We start from the raw sequence: 15,523 nt of genomic DNA on the forward strand, positions 1-15,523 counted from the left end.
CCGCTGAGTAGGCTCGCCTCATGACCATCCCGCGCCGCATCCTCGTGCTCAACGGACCGAATCTGAACCGCCTCGGCACCCGCGAGCCCGATGTCTACGGAACGGCGACGCTCGCCGATCTCGAGCGCGAGCTGCGGGATGCGGCGCCCGCGGGCGCCGAGGTCGATCTGCGGCAGACGAACGACGAGGCCGAGCTCATCGGCTGGCTGCACGAGGCCGTCGACACCGGCAGCCCCGTCATCCTCAACCCGGCGGCCTTCACCCACTACTCCTACGCGCTGCGCGACGCAGCGGCCCTCGTCACCGGGGCCGGGCTGCCGCTCATCGAGGTGCACCTCTCGAACCCGCACGCGCGCGAGGAGTTCCGGCGCACGAGCGTGATCTCCGCCGTGGCGACGGGCGTGATCGCCGGGCTCGGCTTCGGCTCGTACCGCCTCGCCCTCGCCCACATCGTCAGCCGGGCCTAGCCTCGACTAGACTCTCCCCTCGGCGTGCGCGCACGCCCCCGGCACCACCCGATACGGAAACGGACACCCCCTTCGCCATGGCTTCGACGAACGACATCAAGAACGGCAGCGTGCTGAACCTCGACGGTCAGCTCTGGAACATCATCGAGTTCCAGCACGTCAAGCCCGGCAAGGGCGGCGCGTTCGTGCGCACCAAGATGCGCAACGTCCGCTCGGGCAAGGTCGTCGACAAGACGTTCAACGCGGGCCTCAAGGTCGACTTCGCCACCGTCGACCGCGGGGACTACCAGTACCTGTACCAGGACGGCGCCGATTTCGTCTTCATGGACACCACGCACTACGACCAGATCACCGTGCCCGGCGTCATCGTCGGCGACGCGAAGAACTTCATGCTCGAGAACCAGATGGTGACCATCGCCATCCACGAGGGCGAGGCCCTCTACATCGAGCTCCCGGCGTCCGTCGTGCTCGAGGTGACCTACACCGAGCCGGGCCTCCAGGGCGACCGCTCCACCGGCGGCACGAAGCCCGCGACGGTCGAGACCGGCTACGAGATCCAGGTGCCGCTCTTCCTCGAGACGGGCACCAAGGTCAAGGTCGACACCCGCTCGGGCGACTACCTCGGCCGCGTCAACGAGTAGTGGGCGCTCGCACGAAGGCCCGCAAGCGGGCCCTGGACATGCTGTACATCGCCGACGTGCGCGAGCGGCCTCTCGCCGAGATCCTCGTCGAGGAGGGCGAGCGGGCCGCGGCGCAGCCGCAGCGCGCCTCGAGCTGGCCCTACGCGCAGGACATCGCGCGCGGCGTGATCGACAACGCGGCCGCGATCGACCGCCTCATCGAGGACAACGCCCACGGGTGGATGCTCTCGCGCATGCCCGCCGTCGACCGGGCGATCCTCCGCCTCGCGGTGTGGGAGCTCGTGCACAATCCCGACGTGCCCGACGCGGTCGCCATCGCCGAAGCGGTGGAGTTCGCCCAGGTGCTGTCGACCGACGACTCCTCGTCGTTCGTCAACGGCGTGCTCGGGGCGATCTCCGACGCCCTGCACCGCACGGCCTGAGCCGTCGCGCCCGGAGGCCGCCGCGCTGATCTTTGAGCGGCTCCGGCACGGGCGGACACGCCGGGGGAGCAGCAATGTGACGTCATGTTTCACTCCGTTGCGTCACGTGTCCCGCGCTTTTGCCGACCGGGGCGGGGCCTCCGTAGGTTGGCTCGCATGTCCTCCACGACCCGTACCCGCGGCGCGACGGCCACACCGGCTCTGCCGGTCGCGCTCCACGGCGTCGGTCGCGACTTCGACGGAGCGCGCGGCGAGGAGCCGCGCATCGTGCTGCGCGACGTGGAGCTCACGATCAAGCCCGGTGAGATCGTCGCGCTGCTCGGGCCCTCCGGCTGCGGCAAGTCGACGCTCCTGCGGCAGATCAGCGGCCTCGACCGCCCGACGCGCGGCACTCTGACGATCGACGGCACGCGCGTCGCGCCGGCCGATCAGCGCAGCGCCGTGGCGTTCCAGGAGCCCCGGCTGCTGCCGTGGCGCACCGTCGCGCGCAACATCGAGCTCGGGCTGCCCCGGGGCCTCGACCGCGAGGCCGGTCGGGCCCGCGTCGCCGAGCTCCTCGCGCTCGTGCAGCTCGAGCACGCCGCGCAGCTCAAGCCCCGCGCGATCTCCGGCGGCATGGCGCAGCGCGTCTCACTCGCCCGGGCGCTCGCCCGCGGGCCGGGAGTGCTGCTGCTCGACGAGCCCTTCGGCGCCCTCGACGCCCTCACGCGGCTGACCATGCAGGACCTCCTCATCGACATCCACCGCACCGAGCCGGCCACGATCGTGCTCGTCACCCACGACGTCGACGAGGCGCTCATGCTCGCCGACCGCGTGGTGCTGCTCGGCACGCGGTTCGACCGGCCCGGCGCGACCATCAGCCGCGTGCTCGAGGTGCCCGGCGAGCGACCGCGCGATCGGGCATCCACCGTGCTCGCCCGCCTGCGCGCGCAACTGCTCGACGGTCTCGGCGTGCCGAGCCACCACGGCCGCTGACGGCCCCCACGAACCCCGGTCGACCGACCGGCGCACCACCCGCCCCCACCGCCCTGAAAGGCCATCATGACCACCCGCACCCGCCTCACCCTGCTGACCGCGACCGCCGCCGCGGCGGCCATGGTCATGACGGGGTGCGTCGCCGGCGAGGGCCAGACCGCGCCGGAGCCCGCCGAGGGCGCCGAGTGGTCGGCCACCGAGCTGACGCTCGATTTCGCGACCTACAACCCGCTGAGCCTGATCATCAAGGAGCAGGGCTGGCTCGAGGCCGAGCTCGGCGACGAGGTCACCGTCAACTGGGTGCAGTCGGCCGGCTCCAACAAGGCCAACGAGGCGCTGCGCGCCGGGGCCATCGACGTGGGCTCGACGGCCGGCTCGGCCGCGCTGCTCGCCCGCTCCAACGGCAGCCCCATCCAGGTCATCGACATTTACACGCAGCCGAACTGGGCCTCGATCCTCGTGCCCGCCGGCTCCGACATCGACTCCGTCGACGACCTCGCCGGTCGCACGGTCGCCGCCACCAAGGGCACCGATCCCTACTTCTTCCTGCTGCAGGCGCTCGCGGAGGAGGGCCTCGCGCTCGAGGACATCCAGCTGCAGAACCTGCAGCACGCCGACGGCAAGACCGCCCTCGAGACCGGGGCCGTCGAGGCCTGGTCGGGGCTCGACCCGCTGCTGTCGACCTCCGTCTACAACGGCTCGGCCGAGATCATCTACGACAACGTCGACTTCAACTCCTACGGCTTCCTCAACGCGACGGAGAGCTTCATCGCCGAGAGCCCGGATCTCGCGCAGCTCGTGGTGAACGCCTACGAGAAGGCCCGCGCCTGGGCGCTGGAGAACCCCGAGGAGACCGCGGCGATCCTCGCAGAGGTCGCCGGCATCGAGGTGCCCATCGCCGAGGCCACGATCGAGCGCACCGTGATCGACATCGACCCCGTGCCCGGCCAGACCCAGCGCGACGTGCTCGAGATCATCGGCCCGATCTTCGTCGAGAGCGGCGATGTTCCGAACCAGGAGCAGATCGACACCGCGCTCGACAGCCTGTTCAACGACACCTTCGCGGCGGCCGCCGACCCGGACGCCCTCGCCGGCGAATGAGCTTCGACGAACGCGGCGCCGCCCTCGTCCCGCGTCCCTCCTCGGAGGGGGCGCGCGGGGCGGGGGCGTCCGCCCGGGCCGATGAGGCGCCGCAGGATCAGCGCCGCCGGCCCTCCCTGTTCGGCTTCGCCTCCAGCTACGGCTTCTCCGCCGCGGGAGGCGACCTCCCCGAGAGCACGCCCGGTCAGCGCCGCGCGAGCACCGTCGTGCTCGGACTCGTCGTGCCGCTGGCGATCCTCGCCCTCTGGTGGGGAACCGCGGAGCTCTCCGACATCCCCGACTTCCTGCTGCCCTCGCCGACGCAGGTCGTGGACGCGGGCATCGAGCTCGGCAGCTCCGGTCTGCTCGCCACCTACATCCTCATCTCCCTGCAGCGGGTGCTCATCGGCTTCGCGATCGGGGCCTCCATCGGGCTCGCCCTGGGAGCGCTCGTGGGCCTGTCGACGCTCGCCTCGCGGATGCTCGCTCCGACGCTCGGAGCGATCCGCGCCGTGCCCTCTCTCGCGTGGGTACCGCTCCTCACCATCTACCTCGGCATCTACGAGGAGCCGAAGATCACCCTCATCGCGATCGGCGCCGCCTTCCCGGTCTTCACGACCGTCGCGGGGGCCCTGCGGCACGTCGACCCGCACCTCGTCGAGGTGGGGCGCGCCTACGGGCTCGGCCGCGGACGTCTGCTGACGACCGTGCAGCTGCCCGCGGTGGTCCCGGCGATCGTCTCGGGACTGCGGCTCGCGCTCGCGCAGGCGTGGCTCTTCCTCGTCGCCGCCGAGCTCATCGCCTCGTCCATGGGGCTCGGATTCCTGCTGACGGACTCGCAGAACAACGGCCGGATGGACCGCATCTTCCTCGCGATCATCCTGCTCGCCATCCTCGGCAAGTCGACCGACGCGCTCGTCGGCCTCGGCGAGCGGGCGCTGCTGAAGCGCTGGGGCTGATCAGACCCGGCCCGGTCATCCCGCGGGTTGCCCCAGAGGCTACGGATGTTTACTCTGGGGCAACGCGCGGCCGGCCGTCGCGCGCGCCGCGAGAGGACACCATGACCGAGCATCCCGCCCTGACCGAGACCGAGGTGCTCGGCGCCGTCGACGCGATCGTCGACGCCTTCCGCCGCACCGACGGCGCCGCGTACTTCGCCTGCTTCAGCGTGGACGCCACGTTCGTCTTCCCCGATCAGGATGCCCGCCTCGACTCCCGCGCCGCCTACGAGCGGCTCTGGGCCGAGTGGGTCGCCTCCGGCTGGCGGGTTCTCGACTGCACGAGCACCGACGCCCACGTCCAGGTGCTCGGAGACGCCGCGGTGCTGAGCCACACCGTGCGCACCCGCATCGCCACCGGCGAGGGCGAGGCGACGGCCGAGCTGCACGAGCGCGAGACGATCGTGCTGCACCGGCAGGGCGACGGCCGTCTGCTCGCCGTGCACGAGCACCTGTCGAGCGCGCCCGACGAGGCGGCGTGACCGCGCGCCTCTCCGGTCGGGCCGTCGTCGACCTGAGCCGCCCGCTCCGCACCGGCATGACGGTGTTCCCCGGCGACCCCGCGGTGTCGATCGAGACCGCGGCGACGCTCGAGGAGGACGGCTTCCGGGTGAGCGCCCTGCACCTGGGCTCGCACAGCGGCACGCACCTCGACGCCCCCTCGCACAGCGTCGTCGGGGGAGTCGCGGTCGACGGGCTGGCGCTCGATCGGCTCATCGCCCCGCTGCGCGTGCTGCGCGCCCGCGATCGCGCCGCGAGCGCGCTGATCACCTGGGCCGAGCTCGCCCGGCAGGCCGCGGACGTGCACCCCGGCGACGCCGTCGTCGTGGAGACGGGCTGGAGCGCCCGCTTCGACGACGCCGACGCGACCGACCACCCGGCCCTCGCACCGGAGGTCGCCGAGCAGCTGCTCGCCCGCGGCGTGACGGTCATCGGCGTCGACGCGCTGAGCCCCGACCCGAGCCGCGCGGGGGAGGACGGGCTGTGGCGCCTGCCGGTGCACGAGCTCGTGCTCGGCGCCGGCGGGATCATCATCGAGAACCTCGTGAACCTCGATCGGGTGCCCGCGAGCGGTGCCGAGCTGCTCGCCCTGCCCCTGAGCCTGCCCGGCGGCGACGGCTCGCCCGTGCGCGCCGTGGCGGTGCTGCCCTCGGCCGAGGGCGACGCGTAGGACGGACGACCGCTACGCTGGCAGGTACCGACATCCTTTAAGAGCCGTCCCGAGAGGCGGGGAAGGAGGTCAGAGTGGTCGCACGCACCGTGCTCGACGACGCTGACATCGCGCGCGCCCTGCGCCGCATCGCCCATGAGGTGGTGGAATCCCGCCGGGGCGACGGCCGCATCGTCTTCCTCGGCATCCCGACCCGCGGCACCGCGCTCGCCGAGCGGGTGCACGCGCTCGTCGAGGCCATCGAGCCCGGCTCGAGCACCGTCGGCTCGCTCGACATCACCCTCTACCGCGACGATCTGGGCCGCACCCCCACGCGGGCGCCCGCCCCGACGCGCATCCCGCCCGAGGGCGTCGACGACGCCATCGTCGTGCTCGTCGACGACGTGCTCTACTCCGGCCGCACGGTGCGGGCCGCGCTCGACGCCCTCGCCGATCACGGCCGCCCGCGCGCCGTGCGCCTCGCCGTCCTCGTCGACCGCGGGCACCGCGAGCTGCCCATCCGCGCCGACTTCGTGGGCAAGAACCTGCCGTCGGCGACGAGCGAGCGCGTGCGCGTGCGGCTGCTCGACGTCGACGGCGTCGAGGAGGTGACGATCGAGCCATGAGGCACCTGCTCTCCACCCGCGATCTCGACCGTGCCGCCGCCGTGCGGCTGCTCGACGTCGCCGAGGACATGGCCCAGACGGCGACCCGCGAGGTGCGCAAGCTGCCGACCCTCCGCGGGCGCACCGTCGTCAACCTCTTCTTCGAGGACTCCACCCGCACCCGCCTCTCCTTCGAGTCGGCGGCGAAGCGCCTGAGCGCCGACGTCATCACCTTCAGCGCGAAGGGCTCGAGCGTCTCGAAGGGCGAGAGCCTCAAGGACACCGCGCAGACCCTGCAGGCGATGGGCGCCGATGCGATCGTCGTGCGCCACGGTTCCTCCGGCGCCGCGCACCAGCTCGCGCACAGCGGCTGGATCGACGCCCACGTGCTCAACGCCGGCGACGGCACGCACGAGCACCCCACCCAGGCCCTGCTCGACGCGTACACGATCCGGTCCCGCCGCTACGGCGCCGATTCGCGCGGCCGCGACCTGACGGGGATGCGCGTCCTCATCGTCGGCGACGTGCTGCACTCGCGCGTCGCGCGCTCGAACGTCTGGCTGCTCGAGACCCTCGGCGCCGAGGTGCACCTCTGCGCGCCGCGCACGCTGCTGCCGGCCGGGGTCGGCACCTGGCCCGCGCGCATCCACCACGACCTCGACGCCGCCCTCGCGACCGGGCCCGACGCGGTCATGATGCTGCGGGTGCAGCAGGAGCGGATGCACGACGCCTTCTTCCCGAGCGCGCTGGAGTACGGGCGCGAGTACGGGCTCACCGCGGAACGTTTCGGCCGGTTGGAGGCCGATACGATGGTCATGCACCCCGGCCCGATGAATCGGGGCTTGGAGATCTCGTCCGCCGCCGCCGACTCCGCGAGGTCGACGGTGCTCGAACAAGTCACGAACGGGGTCTTCATCCGCATGGCAGCGCTCTACCTCCTCATCGCCGGCTCCGAGGGCCCCTCCGAGGGCGCGGCCGGGCGCGGCGGCGACGGGGCCGGCGCATGACCGGCCTGCTCATCCGCGGTGCCGCGACGCTCGGCGGCGCGCGGGAGGACATCCGCGTGCGGGACGGCCGCATCGTCGCCACCGGCACCCTGCTGCCCGAGCTGCAGGAGACCGTGATCGACGCCGAGGGCCTCGTCGCGCTCCCCGGCCTCGTCGACCTGCACACCCACCTGCGCGAGCCCGGCGGCGAGGCGAGCGAGACGGTGCTCACCGGCACCCGCGCCGCCGCCGCGGGCGGCTTCACCGCCGTCTTCGCCATGGCCAACACGAGCCCCGTCGCCGACACCGCGGGCGTCGTCGAGCAGGTGGCGAGCCTCGGGCACCGCCACGGCTACGCCACCGTGCGCCCGATCGGCGCGGTGACCGTCGGCCTCGCGGGGGAGCGTCTCAGCGAGATCGGCGCCATGGCCCGCTCGCGCGCGGCCGTGCGGGTCTTCAGCGACGACGGCAAGTGCGTGCACGACGCCCTGCTCATGCGCCGCGCGCTCGAGTACGTCGCCACCTTCGACGGCGTCATCGCGCAGCACGCGCAGGAGCCCCGCCTCACCGAGGGCGCCCAGATGAACGAGGGCGCGCTCTCGGGCGAGCTGGGCCTCGCCGGCTGGCCGGCCGTCGCCGAGGAGGCGATCATCGCCCGCGACGTGCTGCTCGCCCAGCACGTCGGCGCGCGCCTGCACGTCTGCCACGTCTCGACCGCCGGCAGCGTCGACGTCATCCGCTGGGCCAAGGCTCGCGGCATCGCCGTGACCGCCGAGGTCACCCCCCACCACCTGCTGCTCACCGAGGAGCTCGCCCGCGGCTACGACGCGCGCTTCAAGGTCAACCCGCCGCTGCGCCGCGACGAGGACGTGCACGCCCTGCGCGCCGCCCTCGCCGACGGCACCATCGACATCGTCGCGACCGACCACGCCCCGCACCCCGCCGAGGCGAAGGAGTGCACCTGGGCCGAGGCCGCCTTCGGCATGGTCGGCCTCGAATCGGCGCTGCCGGTCGTGCAGACGGCGATGATCGAGACCGGGATGCTCGGCTGGGGCGATCTCGCCCGCGTGCTGTCGACCGCCCCTGCCGCCATCGGGCGGCTCGAGGGCTACGACGCCCCGCTCGCCGAGGGCTCGCCCGCGCACCTCACCCTCGTCGACCCCGGAGCCCGCCGCACCTGGGGCGCCGACGACCTGCACGGCCGCTCCTCGAATACGCCGTACACCGGCGTCGAGCTCGCGGGTGCGATCGTCACCACCGTGCACGGCGGGGTGCCGACCCTGCTCGACGGGGCGATACGCCCCGCCGAGGAGGTGGCCCGTGGATAGGCTCACGCCCGCGCTCATCGTCATCTTGATCCTGCTGCTGGCCTTCGCGCTCATGCTGCTCGGCTGGCGCAACCGCCGGCGCCGCCAGGCCGGCCTCGGCCGGCCGCAGCCGCTGCCGGCGGGGATCGGCGAGCCGAGCATCCGCGTGCCCGTGCTCTACGTCGCCACGACGCGCGCCGACGCCCCGCTCGATCGCATCGCCGTGCACGGCCTCGGCTTCCGCTCGCGCGGCGAGGTCGGCGTGCACCCCGAGGGCGTCGTGCTCGCGCTGCGCGGCCAGGAGCCGGTCTACGTGCCCGCCGCCGCCGTGCGCGGCGCGACCCGCGCCACCTGGACCATCGACCGCGTCGTCGAGGAGGGCGGGCTCGTGATGCTCGCCTGGACGCTCGACGGCACCGAGGTCGACAGCTACCTGCGCGTCACCGACGACCGCGCCGCCGCGCTGCACGCCGCCCTGCGCGCGGTCGCGCCCGCCGACGGCGCCGCCCCCGGATCCGACGCCTCCGACTCCCACCCCGACGAGCCCGCGCTCCGCCCCGACGAAAGGCCCGCCTCATGACCTCCGCCCCCGCCGTGCTCGTGCTCGAAGACGGCACCCGATTCCCCGGCCGCGCCTACGGCGCCGAGGGCCGCACCGTCGGCGAGGCCGTCTTCGCCACCGGCATGAGCGGCTACCAGGAGACCCTGACCGACCCCAGCTACGCCGGCCAGATCGTCGTGCAGACCGCGCCGCACATCGGCAACACGGGCATGAACGACGAGGACCCGGAGAGCCGTCGCATCTGGGTCGACGGCTACGTCGTGCGCGATCCCTCCCGCGTCGTCTCGAACCACCGCGCGGTGCGCAGCCTCGACGACGAGCTCGTCGAGCAGGGCGTCGTCGGCATCAGCGGCATCGACACCCGCGCGCTCACCCGCCGCCTGCGCGATGCGGGCGTCATGCGCGCCGGCATCTTCTCCGGCGAGGATGCCCGCCTCGACCCGGAGCGGCAGCTCGAGCTCGTGCGGGCCGGCGCCGGCATGGCCGGCCGCAACCTGTCGGCCGAGGTCTCGGTCGCCGAGACGCTCGTCGTGCCGGCCGTCGGCGAGAGGATCGGGCGCCTCGCGGTGCTCGACCTCGGCGTCAAGGCCTCGACGCTGCGCCACCTGTCCGAGCGCGGCTTCGAGGTGCACGTGCTGCCGCAGTCGGTGACCCTCGACGAGCTGCGCGCCCTCGAGCCCGTCGCCGTCTTCTACTCGAACGGCCCCGGCGACCCGGCGGCGAGCGACGGCCACGTCGAGCTGCTGCAGGGCGTGCTGCGCGACGGCCTGCCGTTCTTCGGCATCTGCTTCGGCAACCAGCTGCTCGGCCGCGCGCTCGGCTTCGGCACCTACAAGCTGCCCTTCGGGCACCGCGGCATCAACCAGCCGGTGCTCGACAAGGAGACCGGCCGCATCGAGATCACGGCCCACAACCACGGCTTCGCCGTCGACGCCCCCGTGGAGGGCGTCGTCGAGAGCCCCGCGGGCTTCGGCCGCGTCGAGGTCAGCCACGTCGGCCTCAACGACCAGGTGGTCGAGGGTCTGCGCGCGCTCGACATCCCCGCCTTCTCGGTGCAGTACCACCCGGAGGCCGCCGCCGGTCCGCACGACTCCACCTACCTCTTCGATCGATTCCGCGCGATGGTCAGCGATGCGCTGCTCAAGGAGGAAGGCACCGACGTGCCTTCCGACGGCAGCGACTCGCTTCCTCGCGAACCGCAGAATGACCCGAGCGACCAGAGCAACTCCACGGAGGACACCCACTGATGCCCAAGCGCGACGACATCCGATCCGTCCTCGTCATCGGCTCCGGCCCCATCGTCATCGGCCAGGCGGCCGAGTTCGACTACTCGGGCACCCAGGCCTGCCGCGTGCTGCGCGAGGAGGGCATCCGCGTCATCCTCGTCAACTCCAACCCGGCGACGATCATGACCGACCCCGACTTCGCCGACGCGACCTACATCGAGCCGATCACGGCCGAGGTCATCGAGGCGATCATCATCAAGGAGCGCCCCGACGCGGTGCTGCCGACGCTCGGCGGCCAGACCGCGCTCAACGCCGCGATCGCGCTGCACGAGCAGGGCATCCTGGAGCGCCACGGCGTCGAGCTCATCGGCGCCTCCTTCGAGGCCATCCACAAGGCAGAGGACCGCCAGCTGTTCAAGCAGCTGGTGCTGGATGCCGGTGCCGACGTCGCCCGCAGCCACATCGCGCACACCGTGGCCGAGGCCGTCGAGTTCGCCGAGGACCTCGGCTACCCGCTCGTCATCCGCCCCTCCTTCACGATGGGCGGCCTCGGCTCGGGCTTCGCCTACGACCGCGAGCAGCTCGAGCGCATGGTCGCCGACGGGCTGCACCAGTCGCCGACCACCGAGGTGCTGCTCGAGGAGTCCATCCTCGGCTGGAAGGAGTACGAGCTCGAGCTCATGCGCGACCGCGCCGACAACACCGTCGTGGTCTGCTCCATCGAGAACGTCGACCCTGTCGGCGTGCACACGGGCGACTCGATCACGGTCGCGCCCGCCCTCACGCTCACCGACCGCGAGTACCAGAACCTGCGCGACATCGGCATCCGCATCATCCGCGACGTCGGCGTCGACACGGGCGGCTGCAACGTGCAGTTCGCCGTCGACCCCGCCACGGGCCGCGTCATCGTCATCGAGATGAACCCGCGCGTCTCGCGCTCGAGCGCTCTGGCCTCGAAGGCCACCGGGTTCCCGATCGCGAAGATCGCCGCGAAGCTCGCGATCGGCTACCGCCTCGACGAGATCCCCAACGACATCACCCGCGTCACGCCGGCGAGCTTCGAGCCGACGCTCGACTACGTCGTGGTGAAGGTGCCGCGCTTCGCCTTCGAGAAGTTCCCCGGCGCCGACACGGGGCTCACGACGACCATGAAGTCGGTCGGCGAGGCCATGGCGATCGGCCGCAACTACTCCACCGCCCTGCAGAAGGCGCTGCGCTCGCTCGAGAAGCGGGGGTCCAGCTTCCACTGGGAGGGCGAGCCCGGCGACAAGGATGCCCTGCTCGCGCTCGCGGCGATGCCCACCGACGGCCGCATCGTGACGCTGCAGCAGGCCATGCGGGCCGGGGCGAGCATCCCCGAGGCCTTCGAAGCGACCGGGATCGACCCGTGGTTCCTCGATCAGATCGCCCTCATCAACGAGGTCGCCGCCGAGGTCGCCGCGGCCGACGCGCTCGCGCCCGATCTCATGCGCCACGCGAAGCAGCACGGCTTCAGCGACGCCCAGCTCGCGCAGCTGCGCGGGCTCACCGAGCGCGACATCCGCGCGATCCGCACCGATGCGGGCCTGCGACCGGTCTTCAAGACCGTCGACACCTGCGCGGGGGAGTTCCCGGCGCTCACGCCGTACCACTACTCGAGCTACGAGACCGAGACGGAGGTCGCCCCGAGCGACGCCCGCAAGGTCGTCATTCTCGGCTCGGGCCCCAACCGCATCGGCCAGGGCATCGAGTTCGACTACTCGTGCGTGCACGCGAGCTTCGCGCTGCGCGACGCCGGGTTCGAGACGATCATGATCAATTGCAACCCCGAGACCGTCTCGACCGACTACGACACCTCCGACCGGCTCTACTTCGAGCCGCTCACCCTCGAGGACGTCCTCGAGGTCATCCACGCCGAGCAGGCCTCGGGCGAGCTCGTCGGCGTCATCGTGCAGCTCGGCGGGCAGACCGCCCTCGGGCTCGCGCACGGCCTCGCCGATGCGGGGGTGCCCATCCTCGGCACGAGCCCCGAGGCGATCGACCTCGCCGAGGAGCGCGGTGCCTTCTCGCGCATCCTCGACGAGGCCGGGCTCGTCTCGCCGCGCAACGGCACGGCGACCGACGTCGACAGCGCCGTGGCCGTCGCCGAGTCGATCGGCTACCCCGTGCTCGTGCGCCCGAGCTTCGTGCTCGGCGGCCGCGGCATGGAGATCGTCTACGACAGCCCCTCGCTCGTGGACTACTTCGACCGCGTGCGCGACCAGGCCATCATCGGCCCCGGCCAGCCGCTGCTCGTCGACCGGTTCCTCGATGACGCCGTCGAGATCGACGTCGACGCCCTGTACGACGGCGAGGGGCTCTACGTCGGCGGAATCATGGAGCACATCGAGGAGGCCGGCGTGCACTCGGGCGACTCGGCCTGCACCCTGCCGCCCGTGACGCTCGGCCGCGACATCATCGACCGGGTGCGCACCGCCACCGAGGCGATCGCGAACGGCATCGGCGTGCGCGGGCTCATCAACGTGCAGTTCGCGATCGGCGCGGGCGTGCTCTACGTGCTCGAGGCGAACCCGCGCGCATCGCGCACCGTGCCCTTCGTCTCGAAGGCGCTCGGCATCCCGCTCGCGAAGGCGGCCTCCCTCGTCATGACCGGCGCGAGCATCCGCTCGCTCGTCGAGCAGGGCATGCTGCCGGCGCAGGACGGCTCGATCGTGCCGATCGACTCGCCCGTCGCCGTCAAGGAGGCCGTGCTGCCCTTCAAGCGGTTCCGCACCGTCGAGGGCCGCATCGTCGACAGCGTGCTCGGCCCCGAGATGCGCTCCACCGGCGAGGTCATGGGCATCGACCGCGACTTCCCGCGCGCTTTCGCCAAGAGCCAGGACGCCGCTTACGGCGGGCTGCCCGCCTCGGGCGTCGTGTTCGTCTCGGTCGCCGACCGCGACAAGCGCGCGATCACCCTGCCCATCCTGCGCCTGCAGCAGCTCGGCTTCGAGATCTGGGCCACCGACGGCACCGCCGAGGTGCTCGCGCGCAACGGCATCCCCGCCCGCATCGTGCGCAAGCACGGCGAGGCCTTCCTCAAGCCCGGCGACGACCCCGACGAGCCCTCGATCGTCGACCGCATCAACGCGGGCGAGGTCGAGATCGTCGTCAACACGCCCAGCGGTCGCAGCGCCCGCGCCGATGGCTTCGAGATCCGCACCGCGACGGTCGCGGCCGACAAGCCGCTGTTCACGACCATCGCGCAGCTCGGCGCGGCCGTCGCCTCGCTCGAGAGCCGCGGCGAGAGCGTCACGGTGACGAGCCTGCAGGACTACGCGATCGCGCGGGCGGAGCGGGTGTGACCGGGCCGGCCGCCGGGGGAGCGCCGGCGACGACGGCGGGCTTCGGCGCGCGCCTCGCCACGGCGATGGATGCCCACGGCCCCCTCTGCGTCGGCATCGACCCGCACGCCGCCCTCCTCGGGCTCTGGGGTCTCGGCGATGATGCCGCGGGTGCGCGCGAGCTCGCCCTGCGGGTCGTGGAGGCGGCGGCCGGCCGGGTCGGCATCGTCAAGCCGCAGGTGGCGTTCTTCGAGCGCTTCGGTGCGTCCGGCTACGCCGTGCTGGAGGAGGTCATCGGAGCCGCGCGCGCCGCGGGCCTCCTCGTGATCGCCGACGCCAAGCGCGGCGACGTCGGCTCCACCATGGAGGCCTACGCCGCCGCCTGGCTCGGCGAGGGCTCGCCTCTGCGCGCCGACGCCATGACCGCCGTCGCCTTCCAGGGCCTGGGCTCGCTCGAGGCGGCGATCGCCGCCGACGGCGGCCTCTTCGTGCTCGCGGCCACCTCGAACCCCGAGGGCCGCGCGCTGCAGGCCTCGCGCGACGAGACCGGGCGCACCGTCTCGGCGCAGCTCGTGCACGAGGTCGCGCAGCGCAACACCGGTGCACCGGGCACCGCGCTCGCCGACCTCGGCGTCGTCATCGGCGCCACCCGGCCCCTCGCCGAGACCGGCATCGATCCGCGTGATCTCGCCCGCACCCCCATCCTCGCCCCGGGCTTCGGCGCGCAGGGCGCTCGTCTCGACGAGCTCGATGCGCTCTTCGGCGCGGCCGCGCCCGCGGTGATCCCGACCGTGTCGCGCAGCGTGCTCGGCGCCGGCGCCGACGGGGTGCGCGCGGCGATCGCGGCCCACGGCGCGGAGCTGCGGCGATGACCGGGCAGGGGCAGCGGCATCCCGACATGCCCGCCGTCGACCGGGCTGCCGCCTCGCGCGCCGCGGTGGAGGCTCGCCGCGCCCGCGCCGCGGTCAAGCAGGCGGTGCGCGCGGGGGAGCGCAGTGCGCTCTCCGTCGCCGAGACGGCCTGGCGCGATGCCGAGAGCGTCGAGGCGGGGATGCGCGTGCGCGACTTGCTCGCCACCCTCAAGGGTCTCGGCCCGACGCGCACGCTCGCGGCGCTGGAGTCGCTCGGCATCGCCGAGGTGAAGAGGCTCGGCGGCCTCGGGCACCGGCAGCGGCAGGCGCTGCGCTCCTGGCTGCGCTCGCGCGAGGCCGTCGCGGGGCACGGCCGGCTCGTCGTGCTCGCCGGGCCGACGGCGGTCGGCAAGGGGACGGTCTCGGCGTTCATCCGCGAGAACTTCCCCGAGGTGCTGCTGAGCGTCTCGGCGACGACCCGCACCCCCCGCCCGGGCGAGATCGACGGCGTTCACTACTACTTCCTCGACGACGAGCGCTTCGACGCGATGGTCGCGGCGGACGAGTTCCTGGAGTGGGCCGTCGTGCACAATCAGAGCCGCTACGGCACGCCGCGCCCGCCCGTGGCGGCCGCGCTCGCGGAGGGGCGCAGCGTGCTGCTCGAGATCGATCTCGACGGGGCGCGGCAGGTGCGGCGCGCGATGCCGGAGGCCGTGCTCGTGTTCCTGCTGCCGCCGACCTGGGAGGAGCTCGTGCGGCGGCTCGTCGGCCGGGGCACCGAATCCGCCGAGGAGCAGGCCCGCCGTCTGCGCACCGCGACCGTCGAGCTGGCGGCGCAGGACGAGTTCGACGTGCTCGTCGTCAACGATGATGTCGAGCGCGCCGCCCGGGAGGTCGTAGACTTGCTGGCAGTGCCCCGCGCGTGATCGCGCGCCCGAGCACGCCGACGCA

16 protein-coding genes are annotated in these 15,523 nt (G+C 72.9%); all 16 read left to right on the forward strand.

What is annotated here, in order from left to right:
* Positions 1–20 precede the first annotated feature (20 nt).
* The 16 genes from aroQ (at position 21) to gmk (ending at position 15,498) form a co-directional block, all read left to right on the forward strand.
* Positions 21–467 carry a type II 3-dehydroquinate dehydratase gene (gene aroQ / locus OVN18_RS11695; protein WP_267780951.1) on the forward strand — a complete coding sequence of 149 codons (447 nt, stop codon included), beginning with the start codon at positions 21–23 and terminating at the stop codon, positions 465–467.
* A 77-nt stretch (positions 468–544) separates the two neighbouring features.
* Entirely contained in the window at positions 545–1,108 is a 564-nt protein-coding gene (efp, locus tag OVN18_RS11700; protein ID WP_267780953.1) for an elongation factor P, read from the forward strand.
* The gene (gene nusB, locus OVN18_RS11705; RefSeq protein WP_267737199.1) at positions 1,108–1,530 is read left to right on the forward strand and encodes a transcription antitermination factor NusB; all 423 of its coding nucleotides are present in this window, start codon (positions 1,108–1,110) and stop codon (positions 1,528–1,530) included. Before efp ends, nusB begins: the two co-directional genes overlap by 1 nt.
* A 156-nt stretch (positions 1,531–1,686) precedes the next feature.
* Positions 1,687–2,505: an ABC transporter ATP-binding protein gene (locus OVN18_RS11710; RefSeq protein ID WP_267780955.1), complete on the forward strand. Its 819-nt coding sequence runs from the start codon at positions 1,687–1,689 to the stop codon at positions 2,503–2,505.
* 66 nt (positions 2,506–2,571) lie between these two features.
* Positions 2,572–3,606 carry an aliphatic sulfonate ABC transporter substrate-binding protein gene (locus tag OVN18_RS11715; RefSeq protein WP_267780956.1) on the forward strand — a complete coding sequence of 345 codons (1,035 nt, stop codon included), beginning with the start codon at positions 2,572–2,574 and terminating at the stop codon, positions 3,604–3,606.
* Positions 3,603–4,544, forward strand: a complete 942-nt coding sequence (locus OVN18_RS11720) for an ABC transporter permease (protein WP_267780958.1) — start codon at positions 3,603–3,605, stop codon at positions 4,542–4,544. The genes OVN18_RS11715 and OVN18_RS11720 overlap by 4 nt, the downstream gene beginning before the upstream one ends.
* A 101-nt stretch (positions 4,545–4,645) precedes the next feature.
* Entirely contained in the window at positions 4,646–5,065 is a 420-nt protein-coding gene (locus OVN18_RS11725) for a YybH family protein (RefSeq protein WP_267780960.1), read from the forward strand.
* Complete coding sequence (locus tag OVN18_RS11730; protein ID WP_267780961.1) at positions 5,062–5,754, forward strand: cyclase family protein; 693 nt, start codon at positions 5,062–5,064, stop codon at positions 5,752–5,754. Before OVN18_RS11725 ends, OVN18_RS11730 begins: the two co-directional genes overlap by 4 nt.
* Positions 5,755–5,828: 74 nt before the next feature.
* Positions 5,829–6,359, forward strand: a complete 531-nt coding sequence (gene pyrR, locus OVN18_RS11735; RefSeq protein ID WP_267780962.1) for a bifunctional pyr operon transcriptional regulator/uracil phosphoribosyltransferase PyrR — start codon at positions 5,829–5,831, stop codon at positions 6,357–6,359.
* Positions 6,356–7,345, forward strand: coding sequence for an aspartate carbamoyltransferase catalytic subunit (locus OVN18_RS11740; protein WP_267780963.1), 990 nt, complete (start codon positions 6,356–6,358; stop codon positions 7,343–7,345). Before pyrR ends, OVN18_RS11740 begins: the two co-directional genes overlap by 4 nt.
* Positions 7,342–8,652, forward strand: a complete 1,311-nt coding sequence (locus OVN18_RS11745) for a dihydroorotase (protein WP_267780964.1) — start codon at positions 7,342–7,344, stop codon at positions 8,650–8,652. The genes OVN18_RS11740 and OVN18_RS11745 overlap by 4 nt, the downstream gene beginning before the upstream one ends.
* Positions 8,645–9,211: a PH-like domain-containing protein gene (locus OVN18_RS11750; protein ID WP_267780965.1), complete on the forward strand. Its 567-nt coding sequence runs from the start codon at positions 8,645–8,647 to the stop codon at positions 9,209–9,211. The genes OVN18_RS11745 and OVN18_RS11750 overlap by 8 nt, the downstream gene beginning before the upstream one ends.
* Entirely contained in the window at positions 9,208–10,440 is a 1,233-nt protein-coding gene (gene carA, locus OVN18_RS11755) for a glutamine-hydrolyzing carbamoyl-phosphate synthase small subunit (protein WP_267780967.1), read from the forward strand. The genes OVN18_RS11750 and carA overlap by 4 nt, the downstream gene beginning before the upstream one ends.
* Positions 10,440–13,742, forward strand: a complete 3,303-nt coding sequence (carB, locus tag OVN18_RS11760) for a carbamoyl-phosphate synthase large subunit (RefSeq protein ID WP_267780968.1) — start codon at positions 10,440–10,442, stop codon at positions 13,740–13,742. The genes carA and carB overlap by 1 nt, the downstream gene beginning before the upstream one ends.
* Positions 13,739–14,593: an orotidine-5'-phosphate decarboxylase gene (pyrF, locus tag OVN18_RS11765; protein ID WP_324287780.1), complete on the forward strand. Its 855-nt coding sequence runs from the start codon at positions 13,739–13,741 to the stop codon at positions 14,591–14,593. The genes carB and pyrF overlap by 4 nt, the downstream gene beginning before the upstream one ends.
* Complete coding sequence (gmk, locus tag OVN18_RS11770) at positions 14,590–15,498, forward strand: guanylate kinase (protein ID WP_267780970.1); 909 nt, start codon at positions 14,590–14,592, stop codon at positions 15,496–15,498. The genes pyrF and gmk overlap by 4 nt, the downstream gene beginning before the upstream one ends.
* The last annotated feature ends 25 nt before the right edge of the window (positions 15,499–15,523 follow it).

The sequence above is a fragment of the Microcella daejeonensis genome, from assembly GCF_026625045.1.
Lineage (GTDB): Bacteria > Actinomycetota > Actinomycetes > Actinomycetales > Microbacteriaceae > Microcella > Microcella daejeonensis.

Coding starts and splice junctions, on each gene's coding strand:
- aroQ (WP_267780951.1), top strand. CDS start 21: ATGACCATCCCGCGCCGCATCCTCGTGCTCAACGGACCGAATCTGAAC.
- efp (WP_267780953.1), top strand. CDS start 545: ATGGCTTCGACGAACGACATCAAGAACGGCAGCGTGCTGAACCTCGAC.
- OVN18_RS11710 (WP_267780955.1), top strand. CDS start 1,687: ATGTCCTCCACGACCCGTACCCGCGGCGCGACGGCCACACCGGCTCTG.
- OVN18_RS11715 (WP_267780956.1), top strand. CDS start 2,572: ATGACCACCCGCACCCGCCTCACCCTGCTGACCGCGACCGCCGCCGCG.
- OVN18_RS11720 (WP_267780958.1), top strand. CDS start 3,603: ATGAGCTTCGACGAACGCGGCGCCGCCCTCGTCCCGCGTCCCTCCTCG.
- OVN18_RS11725 (WP_267780960.1), top strand. CDS start 4,646: ATGACCGAGCATCCCGCCCTGACCGAGACCGAGGTGCTCGGCGCCGTC.
- OVN18_RS11740 (WP_267780963.1), top strand. CDS start 6,356: ATGAGGCACCTGCTCTCCACCCGCGATCTCGACCGTGCCGCCGCCGTG.
- OVN18_RS11745 (WP_267780964.1), top strand. CDS start 7,342: ATGACCGGCCTGCTCATCCGCGGTGCCGCGACGCTCGGCGGCGCGCGG.
- carA (WP_267780967.1), top strand. CDS start 9,208: ATGACCTCCGCCCCCGCCGTGCTCGTGCTCGAAGACGGCACCCGATTC.
- carB (WP_267780968.1), top strand. CDS start 10,440: ATGCCCAAGCGCGACGACATCCGATCCGTCCTCGTCATCGGCTCCGGC.
- gmk (WP_267780970.1), top strand. CDS start 14,590: ATGACCGGGCAGGGGCAGCGGCATCCCGACATGCCCGCCGTCGACCGG.